Source organism: Siansivirga zeaxanthinifaciens CC-SAMT-1 (assembly GCF_000941055.1).
Taxonomy (GTDB): domain Bacteria; phylum Bacteroidota; class Bacteroidia; order Flavobacteriales; family Flavobacteriaceae; genus Siansivirga; species Siansivirga zeaxanthinifaciens.
Genome location: NZ_CP007202.1, coordinates 1,831,108 through 1,847,603 on the forward strand (window position 1 = coordinate 1,831,108; position 16,496 = coordinate 1,847,603).

General features: G+C 34.7%; 14 protein-coding genes. 4 read left to right on the forward strand and 10 right to left on the reverse strand.

The features are described from left to right. The first annotated feature begins 22 nt into the window (after nucleotides 1-22). A complete protein-coding gene (gene folD, locus AW14_RS08315; protein WP_044638397.1) occupies nucleotides 23-904 on the forward strand; it encodes a bifunctional methylenetetrahydrofolate dehydrogenase/methenyltetrahydrofolate cyclohydrolase FolD in 882 nt (293 codons plus the stop codon). Between the two features lie 51 nt (nucleotides 905-955). Here the strand turns inward: folD and rluF are convergent, their stop codons facing one another. The 6 genes from rluF to AW14_RS14480 form a co-directional block, all read right to left on the reverse strand. Further along, a complete protein-coding gene (gene rluF, locus AW14_RS08320; RefSeq protein WP_044638398.1) occupies nucleotides 956-1,726 on the reverse strand; it encodes a 23S rRNA pseudouridine(2604) synthase RluF in 771 nt (256 codons plus the stop codon). A 58-nt stretch (nucleotides 1,727-1,784) separates the two neighbouring features. After that, complete coding sequence (locus AW14_RS08325) at nucleotides 1,785-2,609, reverse strand: alpha/beta fold hydrolase (protein WP_044638399.1); 825 nt, start codon at nucleotides 2,607-2,609, stop codon at nucleotides 1,785-1,787. Nucleotides 2,610-2,612: 3 nt separating this feature from the next. Continuing rightward, nucleotides 2,613-2,981, reverse strand: a complete 369-nt coding sequence (locus AW14_RS08330; RefSeq protein WP_044639555.1) for a cupin domain-containing protein — start codon at nucleotides 2,979-2,981, stop codon at nucleotides 2,613-2,615. A gap of 20 nt (nucleotides 2,982-3,001) precedes the next feature. Further along, nucleotides 3,002-3,556 (reverse strand): hypothetical protein, encoded by a 555-nt coding sequence (locus AW14_RS08335; protein ID WP_044638400.1) that lies wholly within the window; start codon nucleotides 3,554-3,556, stop codon nucleotides 3,002-3,004. Between the two features lie 45 nt (nucleotides 3,557-3,601). Beyond that, nucleotides 3,602-5,146, reverse strand: a complete 1,545-nt coding sequence (locus AW14_RS08340) for a helicase HerA-like domain-containing protein (RefSeq protein WP_044638401.1) — start codon at nucleotides 5,144-5,146, stop codon at nucleotides 3,602-3,604. Between the two features lie 74 nt (nucleotides 5,147-5,220). After that, nucleotides 5,221-5,940: a hypothetical protein gene (locus tag AW14_RS14480; RefSeq protein ID WP_052647458.1), complete on the reverse strand. Its 720-nt coding sequence runs from the start codon at nucleotides 5,938-5,940 to the stop codon at nucleotides 5,221-5,223. A gap of 120 nt (nucleotides 5,941-6,060) precedes the next feature. On the opposite strand from AW14_RS14480, the gene AW14_RS08350 reads away from it, so the two are divergent. Continuing rightward, nucleotides 6,061-6,690 carry a 7-carboxy-7-deazaguanine synthase QueE gene (locus AW14_RS08350; protein ID WP_179944505.1) on the forward strand — a complete coding sequence of 210 codons (630 nt, stop codon included), beginning with the start codon at nucleotides 6,061-6,063 and terminating at the stop codon, nucleotides 6,688-6,690. Between the two features lie 46 nt (nucleotides 6,691-6,736). Here AW14_RS08350 and AW14_RS08355 read toward each other — a convergent pair whose 3' ends face one another. The 4 genes from AW14_RS08355 to AW14_RS08370 all read right to left on the reverse strand — a co-directional run bounded on the left by AW14_RS08355 (nucleotide 6,737) and on the right by AW14_RS08370 (nucleotide 12,636). Further along, nucleotides 6,737-7,264, reverse strand: a complete 528-nt coding sequence (locus tag AW14_RS08355) for a DUF2911 domain-containing protein (protein ID WP_044638403.1) — start codon at nucleotides 7,262-7,264, stop codon at nucleotides 6,737-6,739. A gap of 273 nt (nucleotides 7,265-7,537) precedes the next feature. Then, on the reverse strand, nucleotides 7,538-10,876 hold the full coding sequence (gatB/aspS, locus tag AW14_RS08360; RefSeq protein WP_044638404.1) for a bifunctional amidotransferase subunit GatB/aspartate--tRNA ligase AspS: 3,339 nt from the start codon (nucleotides 10,874-10,876) through the stop codon (nucleotides 7,538-7,540). A gap of 87 nt (nucleotides 10,877-10,963) precedes the next feature. Beyond that, nucleotides 10,964-12,364 (reverse strand): amidase family protein, encoded by a 1,401-nt coding sequence (locus tag AW14_RS08365; protein ID WP_044638405.1) that lies wholly within the window; start codon nucleotides 12,362-12,364, stop codon nucleotides 10,964-10,966. A gap of 2 nt (nucleotides 12,365-12,366) precedes the next feature. Continuing rightward, nucleotides 12,367-12,636, reverse strand: a complete 270-nt coding sequence (locus AW14_RS08370; RefSeq protein ID WP_044638406.1) for an Asp-tRNA(Asn)/Glu-tRNA(Gln) amidotransferase subunit GatC — start codon at nucleotides 12,634-12,636, stop codon at nucleotides 12,367-12,369. 616 nt (nucleotides 12,637-13,252) lie between these two features. Here AW14_RS08370 and gyrB point away from each other — a divergent pair. Together gyrB and AW14_RS08380 are read left to right on the forward strand one after the other, a co-directional pair. Beyond that, nucleotides 13,253-15,202, forward strand: a complete 1,950-nt coding sequence (gene gyrB / locus AW14_RS08375) for a DNA topoisomerase (ATP-hydrolyzing) subunit B (RefSeq protein ID WP_044638407.1) — start codon at nucleotides 13,253-13,255, stop codon at nucleotides 15,200-15,202. An 89-nt stretch (nucleotides 15,203-15,291) separates the two neighbouring features. Further along, a complete protein-coding gene (locus AW14_RS08380) occupies nucleotides 15,292-16,308 on the forward strand; it encodes a DUF6588 family protein (protein ID WP_044638408.1) in 1,017 nt (338 codons plus the stop codon). The last annotated feature ends 188 nt before the right edge of the window (nucleotides 16,309-16,496 follow it).

The following is a 16,496-nucleotide window of genomic DNA, read 5'->3' on the forward strand; positions in this document are numbered from 1 at the left end:
CAAACAATCAACAACCAAAAAGATGACGATTTTAGACGGAAAGAAAGTAAGTAACGACATAAAAAACGAAATTGCCGACCAAGTAAAAGCCATGGTTGCTAAAGGCGAGAAGGTGCCACATTTAGCAGCTATTTTAGTTGGTTCTGATGGAGCCAGTATGACTTATGTGAATGCAAAAGTTAAAGCTTGCGAAAAAATTGGTTTTAATTCTACTTTAATTGAGTTACCCGAATACACTTCAGAAGACGAATTATTACAGAAAATAAACGAACTTAATACTAATGATGATATCGATGGTTTTATTGTTCAATTACCGCTTCCAGATCAAATTGACGAGCAAAAGGTATTAATGGCAATTCATCCCGATAAAGATGTAGACGGATTTCATCCAACCAACGTAGGTAGAATGGCTTTAGATTTACCAACTTTTTTACCAGCTACACCTTACGGAATTATGGAGTTGTTAGAAAGATATCAAATTGAAACCTCAGGTAAGAATGTCGTTGTGATGGGACGCAGCCATATTGTTGGTCGCCCAATGAGTATTTTAATGAGTCAGAAACGAAAAGCTGGCGATGCCACTGTAACTGTTGTTCATAGCCGTTCGAAAAACTTAGCCGATATTACCAGAGAAGCCGATATTATTGTTGCTGCTATTGGTATTTCTGAGTTTTTAACAGGCGATATGGTTAAAGAAGATGTCGTTGTTATAGATGTTGGAATTACTCGTGTACCAGATGCGACCAAAGCAAATGGATACCGATTGGCGGGCGATGTGCATTTTGAAAGTGTAAGTAAAAAAGCGAGTTATATTACACCAGTGCCGGGAGGTGTTGGCCCAATGACGATAGCTATGTTACTAAAAAACACCTTACTATCTAGAGAAAGACGCAACCAAAACTAGAAATATAAAAACAAAAAAGGACACTAATTTTAGTGTCCTTTTTTTATGCAGTTAATGTCTTCTTCGCGGTTGTTTTTTTACGGCCTTCGGTTTGTATTCCTTAGTAGACTCGCTTATTAACTTATTCAATTCCTTAAATTCCTCTTTTGTAAGTTCTCTATACTCTCCAATAGGCATATCGAGTTTTATGTTCATAATACGAACACGTTTTAACGTTTGCACTTCATAATTTAAATACTCACACATACGCCGAATTTGTCGGTTAAGACCTTGCGTTAAAATAATTTTGAATTCGTAAGTACTTAACTTTTCAACATAACATTTATTGGTTGTTTTTTTTAATTCTTCCAATGGAATGCCACCCGCCATGCGTTCTATAAAGGTTTGCGAAATGGGCTTGTCTACGGTTACAATATATTCTTTTTCATGGTTATTGCTGGCGCGAAGTATTTTGTTTACTATGTCGCCATCATCGGTTAAAAGAATTAAACCTTCACTGGGTTTATCTAATCTGCCAATAGGAAATATACGTTTAGGATAGTTTATAAAATCTATAATATTATCCTTTTCTACATTGGTATCGGTAGTACAAACAATGCCAACAGGTTTGTTAAAAGCAAGATAAACAAACGTTTGTTTGGTGTTTTTAACCTCTTGGCCATCTACATGAATAATGTCGTTGGGAGCAATTTTAGTCCCCATTTCTGGTACAGCACCATTAATTGTTACACGGCCGGCTTCAATAAGTTTATCGGCTTCACGGCGAGAACAATAACCAACTTCACTTAAATATTTATTGATGCGTTTTAATTCTTGTTCCATGTAATTTGAATAATTTATGGTATAAATGTTTTTTTCTGATTGCAAAAATACAATAATTCTATTCCTTTATGAATTCTAAAATATGATTGTAAACTTTATCAGATTTTAAACCATGGCCAAAACCAACTGTTTTAATAAGTTTCGAGTTTTTGTAGTGTTTGGCAATTTGTAAAGCATCTCTGTAAGAGATGATACGATCTTTTTTATCGTGTATAATAAGCCCCTTAGCAGTTATGTTTTGAGAAAAATTCTCAACACAATAAAATGAAGGTAATTGTCCGAAGTACTTCAAATAATAAGCAGTCATGGCATTGGTAACTTTTTTATTGTAGCCCATGGTTTCAATATAATGATTTATAACTTCATCAAAATTTGAAGGCGCACCCAATAAAATAAGTTTAGTAATTGGTGGTTCGTATTTATTTAAAGTTAATGCAGAAGCTGTGCCACCAATAGAATGCCCAATAATGATATCTATTTTAAAATGTTCAAGTACTTTATTAATGCATTCTGAATATAAAACCGCATTAAAAATTTTATTGCCAGTAGCGCCGTGTGCAGGAGCATCTAATGCAATAATATTATAATCTTCTAATTGTAATAAGTTTATTAAATCTTTCCAACGGGCGGTATTACTTTCCCAACCATGAACTAATAAAATAGTTTCTTTTTTTCCGCTCCAGTGGTATGTTTTTATTTTGAATTTTTCATATTGGATACTGGTATGCTTGGCTGCGCTTAAAAATTTAATGTCTTTCTCTTTTAATTGACCTTTTCGGGGTGTCGAAAATAAAGTAACAGCTATTTTTGCGGCATATTGCGGAGAGAAATAACTAATGGAGTTGATGGTTTTACCAATAGTTTTAATAAGGTGTTTTTTCATGTATTAGTCTTCTCTATTTACTAAATCCATAGAAAAGGCAGGTGTGCAAATAGCGATATATTCGCAAACTTCGGTAAACGGATTAGAATATTGTACTCGGGTATTTTTTTCAATTTTAATAGATTGACCGGCTTCTAAAATAACGGTTTCGCCTTCAATAATAAATTGTTTTTTACCTCTAATAATAAAAGTGTATTCATCGAACTCTGGTGTTTGAAAAGGTTCACTCCAACCAGCAGGCGCAATCATGTGTGCTAAACTCAGTTCAGTGTTGCCATTTGTTGGTACACCAAAATGTTCTTTTATAACTTTTCCATCTGTTGTAGGAACAACAAAGGGCTTATTTTGTACTATGTATTTTTTGTTTGCCAAGGTGCTTTGTTTAGTTGCTTTTAATACCAATTAATAAAGAAATATTTTATTTTGGCATTATCGGGTATGTTGGTTGTTTCAATATTTGTATTCATATCAAACCTTAGATTTGCCGGTAATTCGTTTTTATCGATTGTAAAACTTGCATTTATTTCATTTACAGATAATACAACAGAATTTATTAAATTATCAATTCTTGAAATGGTATAATTATCATTAATATCGGCAAAAGTACTAGAAACACTAATGTTTTTGTCTGTTTTATAACGCGCATCAATAATTTGAACACTCTTCACAACAGCTGTGGTATCAGATTTGTATTCGGGTGTTAATATTAATAGTTTATTGCCTGATTTGTCAAAAACTTCAATGGTTTTGTTAATATTAGAAAACCCGCTGTTGTTTATTTTTTCGGCGATGGAATCGTTTATAAAAATAGCTTTAAGATCTTTAACTAAGGTAGAGTCTGTTAATAAACCAACATGTTGTTTAGAAACCTCAAAAGGGCTTTGTTCTTTTTTACAACTTATAAAAAGGGTTGTTAAAGATACTATGGCAATAAGTGTTTTTTTCATTTGAATGGCTGCAATTTAAAATTTAAATCTGGGGTTTTTATAAACTTATTTTTTCATCACTTTAGTTAGAATACCAAAAACACTTCTAATAAATGTTGCGCTGGTTAAAACCTTAACAATGGGATTCATGGCCGAGCTTCTGGATCTGGAAGTTGTAGTTGTGCGTTGTTTCGATTGCGCTTTTTTAAGTTCTTCTTGTTCTTTTTTAGCTTTTTCTTTTGCTTCTTCGGCTTCAGATTCGGCAATTTTTTTGTTTAGTAATTCGTAAGCACTTTCACGATCGATGGTTTCGTTATATTTTTTAACCAGTTTCGATTTTACCAATAATTCTTTTAATTCAGCATCGGTTAAAATATCCATTCGGCTCATAGGGGCTCGCATCATGGTAGCAGCAAGTGGCGTTGGGCGCCCTTTTTCATCTAAAGCGGTTACTAAAGCTTCACCAGTACCTAAGGCTGTTAAAACATCTTCGGTATTATAATACTCCGAATCTGGATAGTTTTGAGCTGTTAATTTAATGGCTTTTCTATCTTTAGCAGTAAAGGCTCTTAAGGCATGTTGAATTTTTAATCCTAATTGTCCTAGCACTGCTTCTGGCACGTCGGTTGGGTTTTGAGTAACAAAATATAAACCAACACCTTTACTTCGTATTAATTTTACAATGCTTTCAATTTGATTTAACAATGCTTTAGAAGCTTCGTTAAAAATTAAATGCGCTTCATCAATAAAAATAACTAATTCCGGACGATCGGCATCGCCTTGTTCTGGGAACGTAGAATAAATTTCGGCCAATAAACTCAACATAAATGTAGAGAATAATTTAGGTCTGTCTTGTATGTCGGTTAAACGTAAAATGTTTATGTAGCCTCTGCCGTTTTCGTCTATGCGCTGCAAATCCGATACTTCAAAGGAGGTTTCGCCAAAAAACAAATCGGCACCTTGTTGTTCTAATTCAACAACTTTTCTTAAAATTGCGCCTGTTGAAGCAGTTGAAATTCGTCCGTAAGCATCAGCAAATTCTTCTTTGCCTTCTTCGGTGGCGTACTGGAGTATTTTTTTAAAATCTTTTAAATCTAATAAGGGTAATTTATTGTTGTCGCAATACTGAAAAATAACAGCAACAACACCCGCTTGGGTGTCCGATAATTCTAAAATTCGCGACAGTAAAACAGGACCAAATTCGCTAACGGTAGCACGAAGGCGTACGCCATTTTGTTCAGATAAGGTTAATATTTCAACAGGAAACCCTTTGGCTTCAAAGGGAATACCAATTTTTTCGTGGCGCTCTGTAATTTTTGGGTGTCCCGGGCTTGGTTGCGCCAAACCACTCAAATCCCCTTTAATATCCATAAGTAAAACAGGAATACCTTTATCACTTAAATTTTCGGCTAAAACCTGTAACGATTTTGTCTTTCCAGTTCCCGTAGCACCAGCAATTAAACCATGACGGTTTAATGTTTTAAGCGGTATTTTAACATGAGCACCCGTAATGGTTTCGCCGTCTAACATAGCAGCACCAACAGGTATAAAATCGCCTTTGGTAGTGTTTCCCTCTGTGATGTAGTTGAAAAAAGTTTCCTTCTTGTCCATGAATATTAATTTTGAGTAAAAATACATGAAATAAGAGGAAGAAAAAAATGCATTTATTCTACGTAAACACAATATTATATTTTCTCTATGTAGATGTTTGATGAACCAGCGGTTCTTAAATTAACAACACCAGCATTTCCAGTTCTAACAATGGCCAAAGAAACAACATCGTTGGCATTTAACTGAAGAACTTCTGTAATGTGAAGTGAGCTTTCATCATGGGCATTATTGGTTCTAATATATCCTGTAGAAGCAAATGTACCTCTTTGGGTGCCATTAACTTCAATCCACATTTCCGGAGCTAGTCTATCAGTATTAATAGCTGTAGATAAAGAAACATTAACACTTATTCGGTATCTTCCGGTTTGATTAACTGTAATTGTATTAGTTGCCGTATTTACGGAATAAAGGGTTGTGTCATCATTCCACTCTAATGTGCTAATTATAGGTGCGTTAATAGCAGTATTTGCATTAACATTAACAGAAGTGTCGGCAGCATTATTGCTGTACTTAACAGATATATTTCTTGAAGTGCTTATCCAATTAGGAATAGCAGCCGTACCATAATTAAATCTAAATTCTTTTCTATCGGTATTAAAAATAACTAAACCAGTTTCAGGGCTTACAATAGCACTTTCTTGGGAGTTTGTTAGTCTAGGTAATAAAACACCCGAGTTTGTTGATGTAATATCTAAAATTGAAGAAGAATTAGGGTTTGTCGTACCAATACCAACTTGAGCATAATTATAAAAATGGTATAATACCAGTATTAAAAATAATGATATTTTTTTCATTCTTTGAGAGATTGAGAGGATTTATATAGCAATTTAATTTTTACAAAAGCTAAAATACTCAAATTAAATTGAAAATCAAAAATTAAAAAATAACTAATGGAATATGTATCTTTGCCCCTTATGAAAAAAGAAATTAAAGATTTAGTTGATACAGGTGAAATGCTGCCGCTTATGGAAGAGTTTTACACCATTCAAGGAGAAGGATTTCACAAAGGAACAGCAGCCTATTTTATTAGAATTGGCGGTTGCGATGTAGGCTGCCATTGGTGTGATGTTAAAGAAAGCTGGAATGCCGATATTCACCCACCAACCGAAACTACTAAAATTGTTGAAAACGCCAAAAAATACAGCGACACCATTGTAGTTACTGGTGGAGAGCCTCTTACTTGGGATATGACTTTGCTTACCTCTAAATTAAAAGCAGAAGGCTTACAAGTACATATTGAAACCTCTGGAGCTTACAAGTTAACAGGAACTTGGGATTGGATTTGCTTATCTCCTAAAAAAATGAAGTTGCCAACCAAAGAAGTTTACGAAAAAGCCAACGAGCTTAAAATGATAATTTACAATAAAGACGACTTTCGTTTTGCCGAAGAACAAGCCGCTAAAGTAAATAAAGATTGTATTTTATACCTGCAACCCGAGTGGAGTAAGCGCGATAAAGTTGTACCCGAAATTGTAGATTATGTTATGGCAAATCCCAAGTGGAAAGTGTCATTACAAACCCATAAATATTTAAATATACCCTAATAAAAAAGCCTTGAATTTCAAGGCTTTTTTTATGTTGTAAACGTTTTTATTTACTAATAGGCACACTAACTCGCACAGTGCCCCAACCCAAATACATATGGTCTTTATCGAAAGCAATAGAAAAAGCCTCAAGAGCCTCACCAGAGCTTACAGGCGCCATAACACGTAAAACATCGTTGCTTTCCTTGTAATTGTAAGCACCCCAAACATCGGTATCTTTACTTAAAATAATGGTCCATTCGCTGTCTCCCGGAATGGTGTATAACGAGTACGTTCCTGCTTTTACCATCTTGCCACCAAAACTCATGTCGCTATAAAATTTAATTTCAGTTGCCTCATTTGCACCCGTTCTCCAAACTTTACCATTAGGAGCTAACGTACTAACCGCTCTATCTTTAAGTTGTGGGCGGCTATAAATAACTTTTGCCATAGGCGGCGCATTTCTATCGGTTCTAAAATAAGCAACGTCTAACGGACTCTTATCTAATCCCGCAAATTTCTGTGCATTAGAATTAACAGAAACAAGCATAATAAAGGCTAAAGCAACCGTTGTAATAAGTGATTTTCTTTTCATTTTTATCTTTTTAAAGTTTTATAATTTATAAAGTTAAGCTTATTTATTCTTAAGTTTTTTATAAAAATTACAATTACCATGTTAAAGTTTATTTGGGCGTTACCCCATACCTTCCATTTCATTTCAGGTATGCGGTCGGGCTGTACGTTACAATCTTTTTGTTCGTACCCTCACAAAAAGGATTTTCACTGCCATCCCTAACGCAAACTTTAGTACATAAAAAAAGCTTCAGAAATAACTCTGAAGCTTTCATTACTTATTATTTTAAGAATTTTATTTTCTCATAATTTTCACATTCATTTCCTCAACTTTTTTATCAGAAAGTAGGGAAGGAGCGCCAAATAGTAAGTCTTCGCTGGTACCTGTTTTCGGGAAAGCCATCACTTCTCTAATCGATGCTTTTTTCTCTAAAATCATCATCAATCGATCGACACCCCAAGCAATACCACCATGTGGCGGTGCACCATAATGAAACGATTTGTACATTGTACCTACACTTTTAAGCATCTCCTCTTTCGTGTAACCCATGTTTCTGTAAGTAGCTTCTAAAATTTCGGGTTTGTGTGCACGCACAGAGCCACCACCAATTTCGTAACCATTTAATATTAAATCGTATTGCTGCGCGATAATGCTTCCTATTTCTTCGTCTTTGCCATTCATGTGTTTTTCAATATCATAAACAGCAGGCATCGAGAATGGGTTATGGGTAAACGTCCAGCGACCTTCGTCGGTTCTCTCAAACATAGGGAAATCTACAACCCAAGCCGGTCTTAATTCTTTCGGATTAATTAATTTAAGCATAGCGCCTAATTCCTGTCTTACAGCATCTAAAGCTTTATTGGCTGTTGCATAATCTGCCGCCGAGAAAAATACAATATCGCCAACCTGAGCATTTGTGGCTGCAATAATGCCAGCAGCAATATCTTCACCTAAAAACTTAATTATAGGCGATTGTAAATCGTTTTCATTAACAATAATGTAGGCTAAACCACCTAAACCGTGTTGTTGGGCTATGGCTGTAAGTTTTTCAATCTGACCTTTCGATAAACGTTTATCGCCTTGCTCTTGGGCAGATACTTTAATACATTTTACAATACCGCCTTCTTCAATAGGTTTGCTAAAAACCTGGAACGTGGTTTCTTTTACAATGTCTGTAATGTCTTGAAGTTGTAAACCAAAACGCAAATCGGGTCGGTCGCAACCATAATAATACATCGCGTCTTGATAGGTTATCACTTCAAAAGGATGTAAAATCCATTTGTTACCATAAATTTTGGTAACAACTTCATTAAACATTTTGGTGTTTAAATCTATAATTTGTTGCATGCTGGCATAGGCCATTTCTAAATCTAACTGTGTAAATTCAGGTTGGCGGTCGCCACGAGAATCTTCATCTCTAAAACAACGTGCAATCTGGAAATATTTTTCGTAACCAGACACCATCAGCATTTGTTTAAATTGTTGAGGTGCTTGTGGCAAGGTGTAAAATGCACCAGCTTGTTTACGAGAAGGCACAATAAATTCACGGGCACCTTCATCGGTTCCGGCACTTAAAATAGGTGTTTCAATTTCCAGAAAATCCTGCTCGTCGAGAATATCGCGAAGCAACTTAATAACTTTGTGACGGTTTACTATAACGCGACGCACATCGTCGTTTCTGTGATCTAAATATTTGTATTGAAAACGTGTGTTTTCGTTGGTTTTTGTAGCACGCTTAATTTCGAAAGGCAACGTTCTTGATAAATTTAAAATATCTAATTGCGACGCTTCCAATTCTATTTTTCCAGTTCTTAAAGCAGGATTGTAATCGTCTTCTTTACGTTGTACAATAGTACCTGAAACCGTAATAACAGACTCTGGTTTTAATTTTACCAGGTCGTCTAAATTAGGAAACGATTCTCTGCTTAAACGCACTTGAAATATTTGTGTGCTAGAATCGCGTAAGTCTATAAAAATAAGTTCTCCATGGTCGCGCACACTCGAAACCCATCCCGCCAGAGTCACTTCTTCGGCAATATTTTCTTCAGAAATATTTGAAATTAAGTGTGTTCTGTATTCTTTCTTAATGATGATGGGAATTTGTGGTAAAACTTCTTCTTTGGTTGTTGGTTGTTGGTTGTTGGTTGTTGGTTGTTTGGTTTTACCACCTTCTTCGGTCTTCGTGCTTCCGTCATTTCCACCGGCTAACTGACTTAAAATGCCTTCACGAATTACTTTTCCAGAGGCGCCTTTACCAATAATAGCTATAATTTTTCCAACTAAAATACCAGCTTTTCCTTGGTTTCCACCTTTAATTTCATCGGCTATGGCTGAGTTTTCAGAGATAACCTTAGCAATGGCTTCTTGTATTTTTTCTTCAGAAATGGTGTTTTCTGCGAAGTAGGTTTTATAATCGAAATGCGCATCTTCTAAAATCGATTTGATGGCATTTTGAGCTAAAACAGGTGTTACTTTTTCATCTTTAAATAAGCTGAAAATATCAATAATATCTGAAATATTTTCAATGCGATGGTAGTCCTCAGGCTTTATATTATTGGTTAATGTTTTAGCAACAAACGATGGGTCTTTAACGGCTTCGTTTATGGCAACAAAGGTTTCAGAACGTAACGAATCGGCTGTAAAGAATTTAGCATCTTGAGGTAAAACACCACCTTTAATAAGTATAGATTCTACAGCGAAAGGCAACGAACTTAAATCGACATTAATAGTTTTAACAACATCTTTAATATTTACAAAAGGTAAATCGGGCTCCGAGATAAAACGATAATCTGCTTCGTATTCCTTTTTACGCATGGTTTTGGTTTGCTTTAAATCGGCATCCCATAAAACCGTGGTTTGGTCGGGTCTAAACTCTTTGTGCTCAATATAGTAGTTTAATTGCTTTTCAACTTCTTCTTTTAAAGCATCTACCATAAACTTAAACGAGTTTAAGTTTTTAATTTCTGTACGCGGATTTAAATCGTACGTATGCTTTTTACGCAACGACACCGAAACATCCGATTTAAACTCCCCTTTTTCAAGATTGGCTTCCGATATTTTTAAATTTTGCACAATACGCTGAATGTACTGTGCATAGGTTGAAGCATCTTCGATATGGCGAATACAAGGTTCTGTAACAATTTCAATAAGTGGCACGCCCGCTTTGTTGAAATCGACTAGCGAAACAGTTTTTTCGTGCATCAATTTAGCCGCATCTTCTTCGATGTGTACTTGTGTTAAATTAACAGTAAACTGCGATCCATCGTTACGAAAACAAGAAACTTGTCCGTCTGGAATTACAGGATTGTGAAACTGTGTAATTTGAATGTTTTTTGGGTTGTCTGGGTATTCGTAATGTTTTCTATCCCATGAAATAACATCATTTTCAAACGATGAATTTACCGCTTTACCAAAATAAATAGCCTTTTTAATAGCTTCTTTATTTATGGCTGGTAAAACGCCCATTTGCCCTGTACATACAGAACATATATTTTGATTAGGTATTTCTATTTCTTGATTCGGACAAGAACAGAATAATTTTGTTTTGGTGTTTAATCGAACGTGTGTTTCTAATCCGATTACTAATTCTAAATCATGGGCTTTTAAAGCCGCGTCTAATTGCTCCAGTTTCATCTGCTTATTTTATTTTTTTAGAGGTCAGATGCAATATCCAAATAGAAATATTTACTAGTCTCATAAATTTTGCTAATGTATATTTCATTATATCGTGTCTTTTAAGAAGTTAGCAAACTTCAAAACAAGTTCGTCGTTATGTTTTGCGGCTGTAATTTGTAAGCCTGTTTCGGTACCTTGCGGTACGGTAAGTGTTGGTAATTGTCCTAAACTAAAGCCAACCGTATATGCATCGCTTAAATACATGGCGTGCGGGTCTTTTAAGCTGCTGCCAATTTCTGGCGGCGTGCTTGGAGTTACAGGAGATAAAATAATGTCTACTGCTTCAAAATCTTTTTCAAAATTTTCTGAAATCGCATCGCGAAGCGCTAAACCTTTTAAATAAATTTCATCTGAAAACCCCTGAGACAATACTTGGTTTCCACCAACAATTCTGCGTTTGGTTTCTTCTGAAAAATTTTCAGAACGCGTTACAGCGTACGATTCTTTTAGGTTTTTATCCTCAATACGATTACCGTAGTTAGAACCATCTAAACGCGATAGGTTAGAGGCTGTTTCGGCCATAGCTAAGGTGTAATAGGTAGATACTAAAATATCCGACTTAAAAAAGTCTAATGCCTTTACTTCAATACCTTTAGCTTTAATTTTTTCGATAGTTGCTAAAAAATCTGCTTTAATTTTAGAATCGATGGCATCGCTATCAATAAAGTTTTTAAAGTAACCAACGGTTTTTATGTTAGAGTAATCTGAAATAGTTTCAGCTTCAATAGCCGAAGCATCGTAAGTGGTTTGGTCTTTTGGGTCTTTTCCACTCATCACATTTAACACGATACGAATATCTTCAACTGATTTCGCAATAGGACCTACACAGTCTGTTGATGAGGCATAGGCCATCAATCCGTAGCGAGAAATACGTCCGTAACTAGGTTTTAAACCATACACATGGTTGTAACCGGCTGGTTGTCGTACCGAACCACCCGTATCGCCACCAATAGAAAACACGGTGTAGTCTTTGGCCACATTTACTGCCGAACCACCACTAGAACCACCACCTACTAAATTTGGATTTAAGGCGTTTTTTACAGCTCCAAAAATGGTGTTTTCACTCGAAGATCCATGTCCGAAACTATCACAATTTTCTTTAACCACCGGAATAGCGCCCGCATCTAGTAATTTTTGAATAGCGGTAGCTGTGTAAGCCGATTTGTAGTGCTTTAGTAATTCGGAACTTGCGGTGGTGTACGTGCCTTGCAGCATGTAAACATCTTTAATTCCGAAGGGAATACCTTCTAATAAACCAATAGTTTCTCCCTTAGCTATTTTTGCATCTACTTTAGCTGCTAAATCTAAAGCAAAAGTGTCTAGTAAGGCATTTACAGTTTGGTTGGTATTGGGTTTTAAAGCATCTAATTTTTCCTGAATTAAAGCAGTACAAGAAATTTCTTTATTTACCAATTGTTGGTGTAATGTATGTATTTGAGACGCCATAATTATTCTTCTATAACTTTAGAAACCACTAAATAGCCATTTTTCTCTTTTGGAAAATTTTCAATAATGATTTGTTTTTCCAATGCCGAACTTTCAATTACGACATCCTCTCTTAAGTCATCTAAAGACACCCCGTTGTTATGATTATTATTAAAGGAATTATTATTTGTTGGTTGTGCATTTTTAATTACTTCAAATAATTTGTTTACAGCCTCACTAGGTTGCGCCCCTTTAATACTCGACAATACGTCGACTGTCATAATTTTACTCATGTCTTACTTTTTTAGATTAAAAAAAGCCTTCCGAACTCCGGAAGGCTTTATATATTTTTTAAACAACAACCTTCCGACCCTAATAGTTAGGATTATTGAAATTATTATTGTTGTTATTATTTCTCATGTTATCTTTTTGCGCGTCAAATATATGTAGAATAAATAAACTAGCAACTATTTAATAGTATATCCTTTATTATAATTATCAGATTAACAAAAAACATAAAAATATGTTAGTAGTTCTATAATATATGTCTAATTTTTGTTCAATTAGGTTAATAAAATCTCTTTAAAATAATGGTTTTGCGACTAAATTGCTCCTTTTTTATGGTTAATAGGCTTTTAATAAAAAGCAAAATATTGGCTATAAGACATTTTTTTGTTTTTCAATTTTTATGAAAGAATAAAATAATATCGAAATCAATTTTAAGCCCTTTTTTAAGCGATTTAAGACACTTTTAGGTAATTAACAATTGTTGATAATTTTGCCTTATAATCGATAAATTACTTTTAAAACGCTTGCAATTTTCGTATATTTGTTTGTATTCAGAAGGATGCCAAAAGCATCTTTTTTTATGTGTAAAAACTAAAAAGATTTAGATAACAAACAATTAATATGAGCGAACCAAAAGAAGAATTTAACAAACACGGTTATTCTGCCGATAGTATTCAAGCCTTAGAAGGTATGGAGCACGTACGTATGCGTCCATCCATGTATATTGGAGATGTTGGCATACGTGGTTTACACCATTTAGTATATGAGGTTGTAGATAACTCTATTGATGAAGCACTTGCTGGACATTGTAATAATATTACAGTAAGCATTAATGAAGATAATTCTATTACTACCGAAGATGACGGACGTGGAATTCCTGTCGATTTACATAAAAAAGAAGGCGTTTCGGCATTACAAGTAGTAATGACAAAAATTGGTGCTGGTGGTAAATTCGATAAAGATTCTTATAAAGTTTCAGGTGGTTTACATGGTGTTGGTGTAAGTTGTGTTAATGCATTATCAGAGCATTTACGTGCTACCGTTTACAGAGATGGAAAAATTTGGGAACAAGAATATGAAAGAGGAAAAGCTTTATATCCTGTAAAACAAATTGGAGAAACAGATAAACGTGGTACTACCGTTACTTTTAAACCCGATGACACTATTTTTACCCAAACGGTAGAATATAATTACGATACCTTAGCTAGCAGAATGCGTGAGTTAGCCTATTTAAATAAAGGGATAACCATTCATTTAGTTGACAAACGTTCTAAAAAAGCCGATGGTTCTTTTGAAGGTGAAACATTTCATTCTGAAGAAGGATTAAAAGAATTTATAAAATATTTAGATGCTACCAGAGAACCTTTAATGAAAGATGTTATTTCTTTTGAAGGTGAAAAAAATGGTGTGCCTGTTGAAGTTGCTATGGTGTATAATACATCGTATGCAGAAAATTTACATTCTTACGTAAATAATATCAATACGCACGAAGGAGGAACGCATTTATCTGGTTTTAGACGTGGTTTAACCATGACTTTGAAAAAATATGCAGATGAATCTGGCTTATTGAAAAACCTGAAATTTGAAATCGCTGGTGATGATTTCCGTGAAGGATTAACAGCCATCGTCTCTGTAAAAGTACAAGAGCCTCAATTTGAAGGGCAAACAAAAACAAAATTAGGAAACCGTGAAGTTTCTGCTTCTGTTAGTCAGGCCGTTTCAGAAATGCTAGCCGATTACCTAGAAGAACATCCAGACGATGCTAAAATTATTGTTCAAAAAGTAATTTTAGCAGCTCAAGCTCGTCATGCCGCTCAAAAAGCCCGTGAAATGGTGCAGCGTAAAACCGTAATGAGCATTGGTGGTTTACCTGGTAAATTAAGCGACTGTTCAGAACAAGATCCTGCAAAATGTGAAGTGTTCCTTGTAGAGGGAGATTCGGCAGGTGGTACTGCAAAACAAGGGCGTGATAGAGCATTTCAAGCTATTTTACCTTTAAGAGGTAAAATTCTTAATGTTGAAAAAGCGATGACACATAAAGTGTTTGAAAACGAAGAGATTAAAAATATTTTCACTGCTTTGGGAGTTACCATTGGAACAGAAGAAGACAGTAAAGCGTTAAATCTTTCTAAGTTGCGTTACCACAAAGTTGTAATTATGTGTGATGCCGATATTGATGGTAGCCACATTGCTACGTTAATTCTAACATTCTTCTTTAGATATATGAAAGAATTAATTGAAAACGGACATATTTATATTGCAACACCTCCTTTATACTTAGTTAAAAAAGGTAATAAAAAAGCCTATGCATGGAGTGATAAAGAGCGTGATGCACTTGCCGAAGAATTTGGTGGTAGTGTAAATATTCAACGTTATAAAGGTCTTGGAGAAATGAATGCCGAACAATTATGGGATACGACCATGAATCCGGAGTTTAGAACCATGCGTTTGGTACAAATTGACAATGGTACAGAGGCCGATAGAATTTTCTCAATGTTAATGGGAGATGAGGTGCCGCCACGTCGCGATTTTATTGAGAAAAATGCTATTTATGCAAATATAGACGCTTAATTTTTCGATAAAAAAATTAAAAAAAAACACCTTCAAAAAAACCTTTGAAGGTGTTTTTTCGTTATATATGTATAACCAAAATCAAACTTATGAGAAAAATAACTTGTATTCTATTGTTTTTTATGGCGGGCCATTTTGTAAAAGCACAAAACGATATTGACGCCTTGTTAGCTGCTGGTATAAAAGATGCACAACGCTTCGCAACCGATTATTTAAAGCCAGGATCCGATGGTTTAATTTACAGCATGAATGCTAACTGGTTTAATTCAGGAAAAGTGAAACCACTGGGAGGCTTTGAAATTTCGGTAATTGCCAATGCGTCTTTAATAAACGACGATGATAAGATGTTTTTAATGAATACTGCCGATTACGATAATGTTAAATTTAAAAACATAACCAATCCAAGTTCTAAAATGGTAGCAACAGTTTTAGGCGAAAATAACCCAGACGTTATTGTGGAGGTTACTTACGACGATCCTATTTTTGGAAGTTATACCGAAGATGTTATTCTACCCAATGGGATAACAGAAAATTTAAATATGCTACCAACTGCTTTTATACAAGGGGCCATTGGGATAAGTAAAGGTACCGAAATAAAAGCGCGTTTTGTACCTAAAATAAATACCGATGATGTAGAATTAGGTATGTACGGTGTAGGTTTACAACATGAGTTTACAAATTGGCTTCCTGCCGATAAAATTTGGCCTATTGCAGTTTCTGGTTTGGTGGCTTATACCCATTTAGATGCTAATTACGATTTAACAGATTCATCTGGAATTGACGGCGATAATCAACATCTAGAAAACAAAACGAATACATGGTTATTTCAATTAATAGCATCAACCAAGCTCCCGGTAATTAATTTCTATGGAGGTATTGGCTATATAAGCGGAAAATCGGAATCCGATTTATTGGGAACCTACAGAATTTCAAACGGATTACAAACAAAAACCATTGAAGATCCTTTTTCAGTTTCAAGTAAAGCTTCAGGAATGAGAGGGTCATTAGGAGCCCGATTAAAATTAGGATTCTTTAGATTAAATGCCGAATATCATTTAGCCGAATTCGATGCGTTTTCTGTGGGTATTAACTTCGGTTTTAGATAATTAATAAGCACTTATTCTAAATAAAACGTATTAAAAAAGTTAGTTATTTAATTTTAATTAAGTTTTTCGTAAAAGTATTTAAAAGCACCGTATTTAATACGATGCTTTTTTTATTTAACGTTTTTTAATTTGTAAATTTGTCTGATAATTATCATTTATTTAATTCTTTTGGAATGTTATTTTTGAAT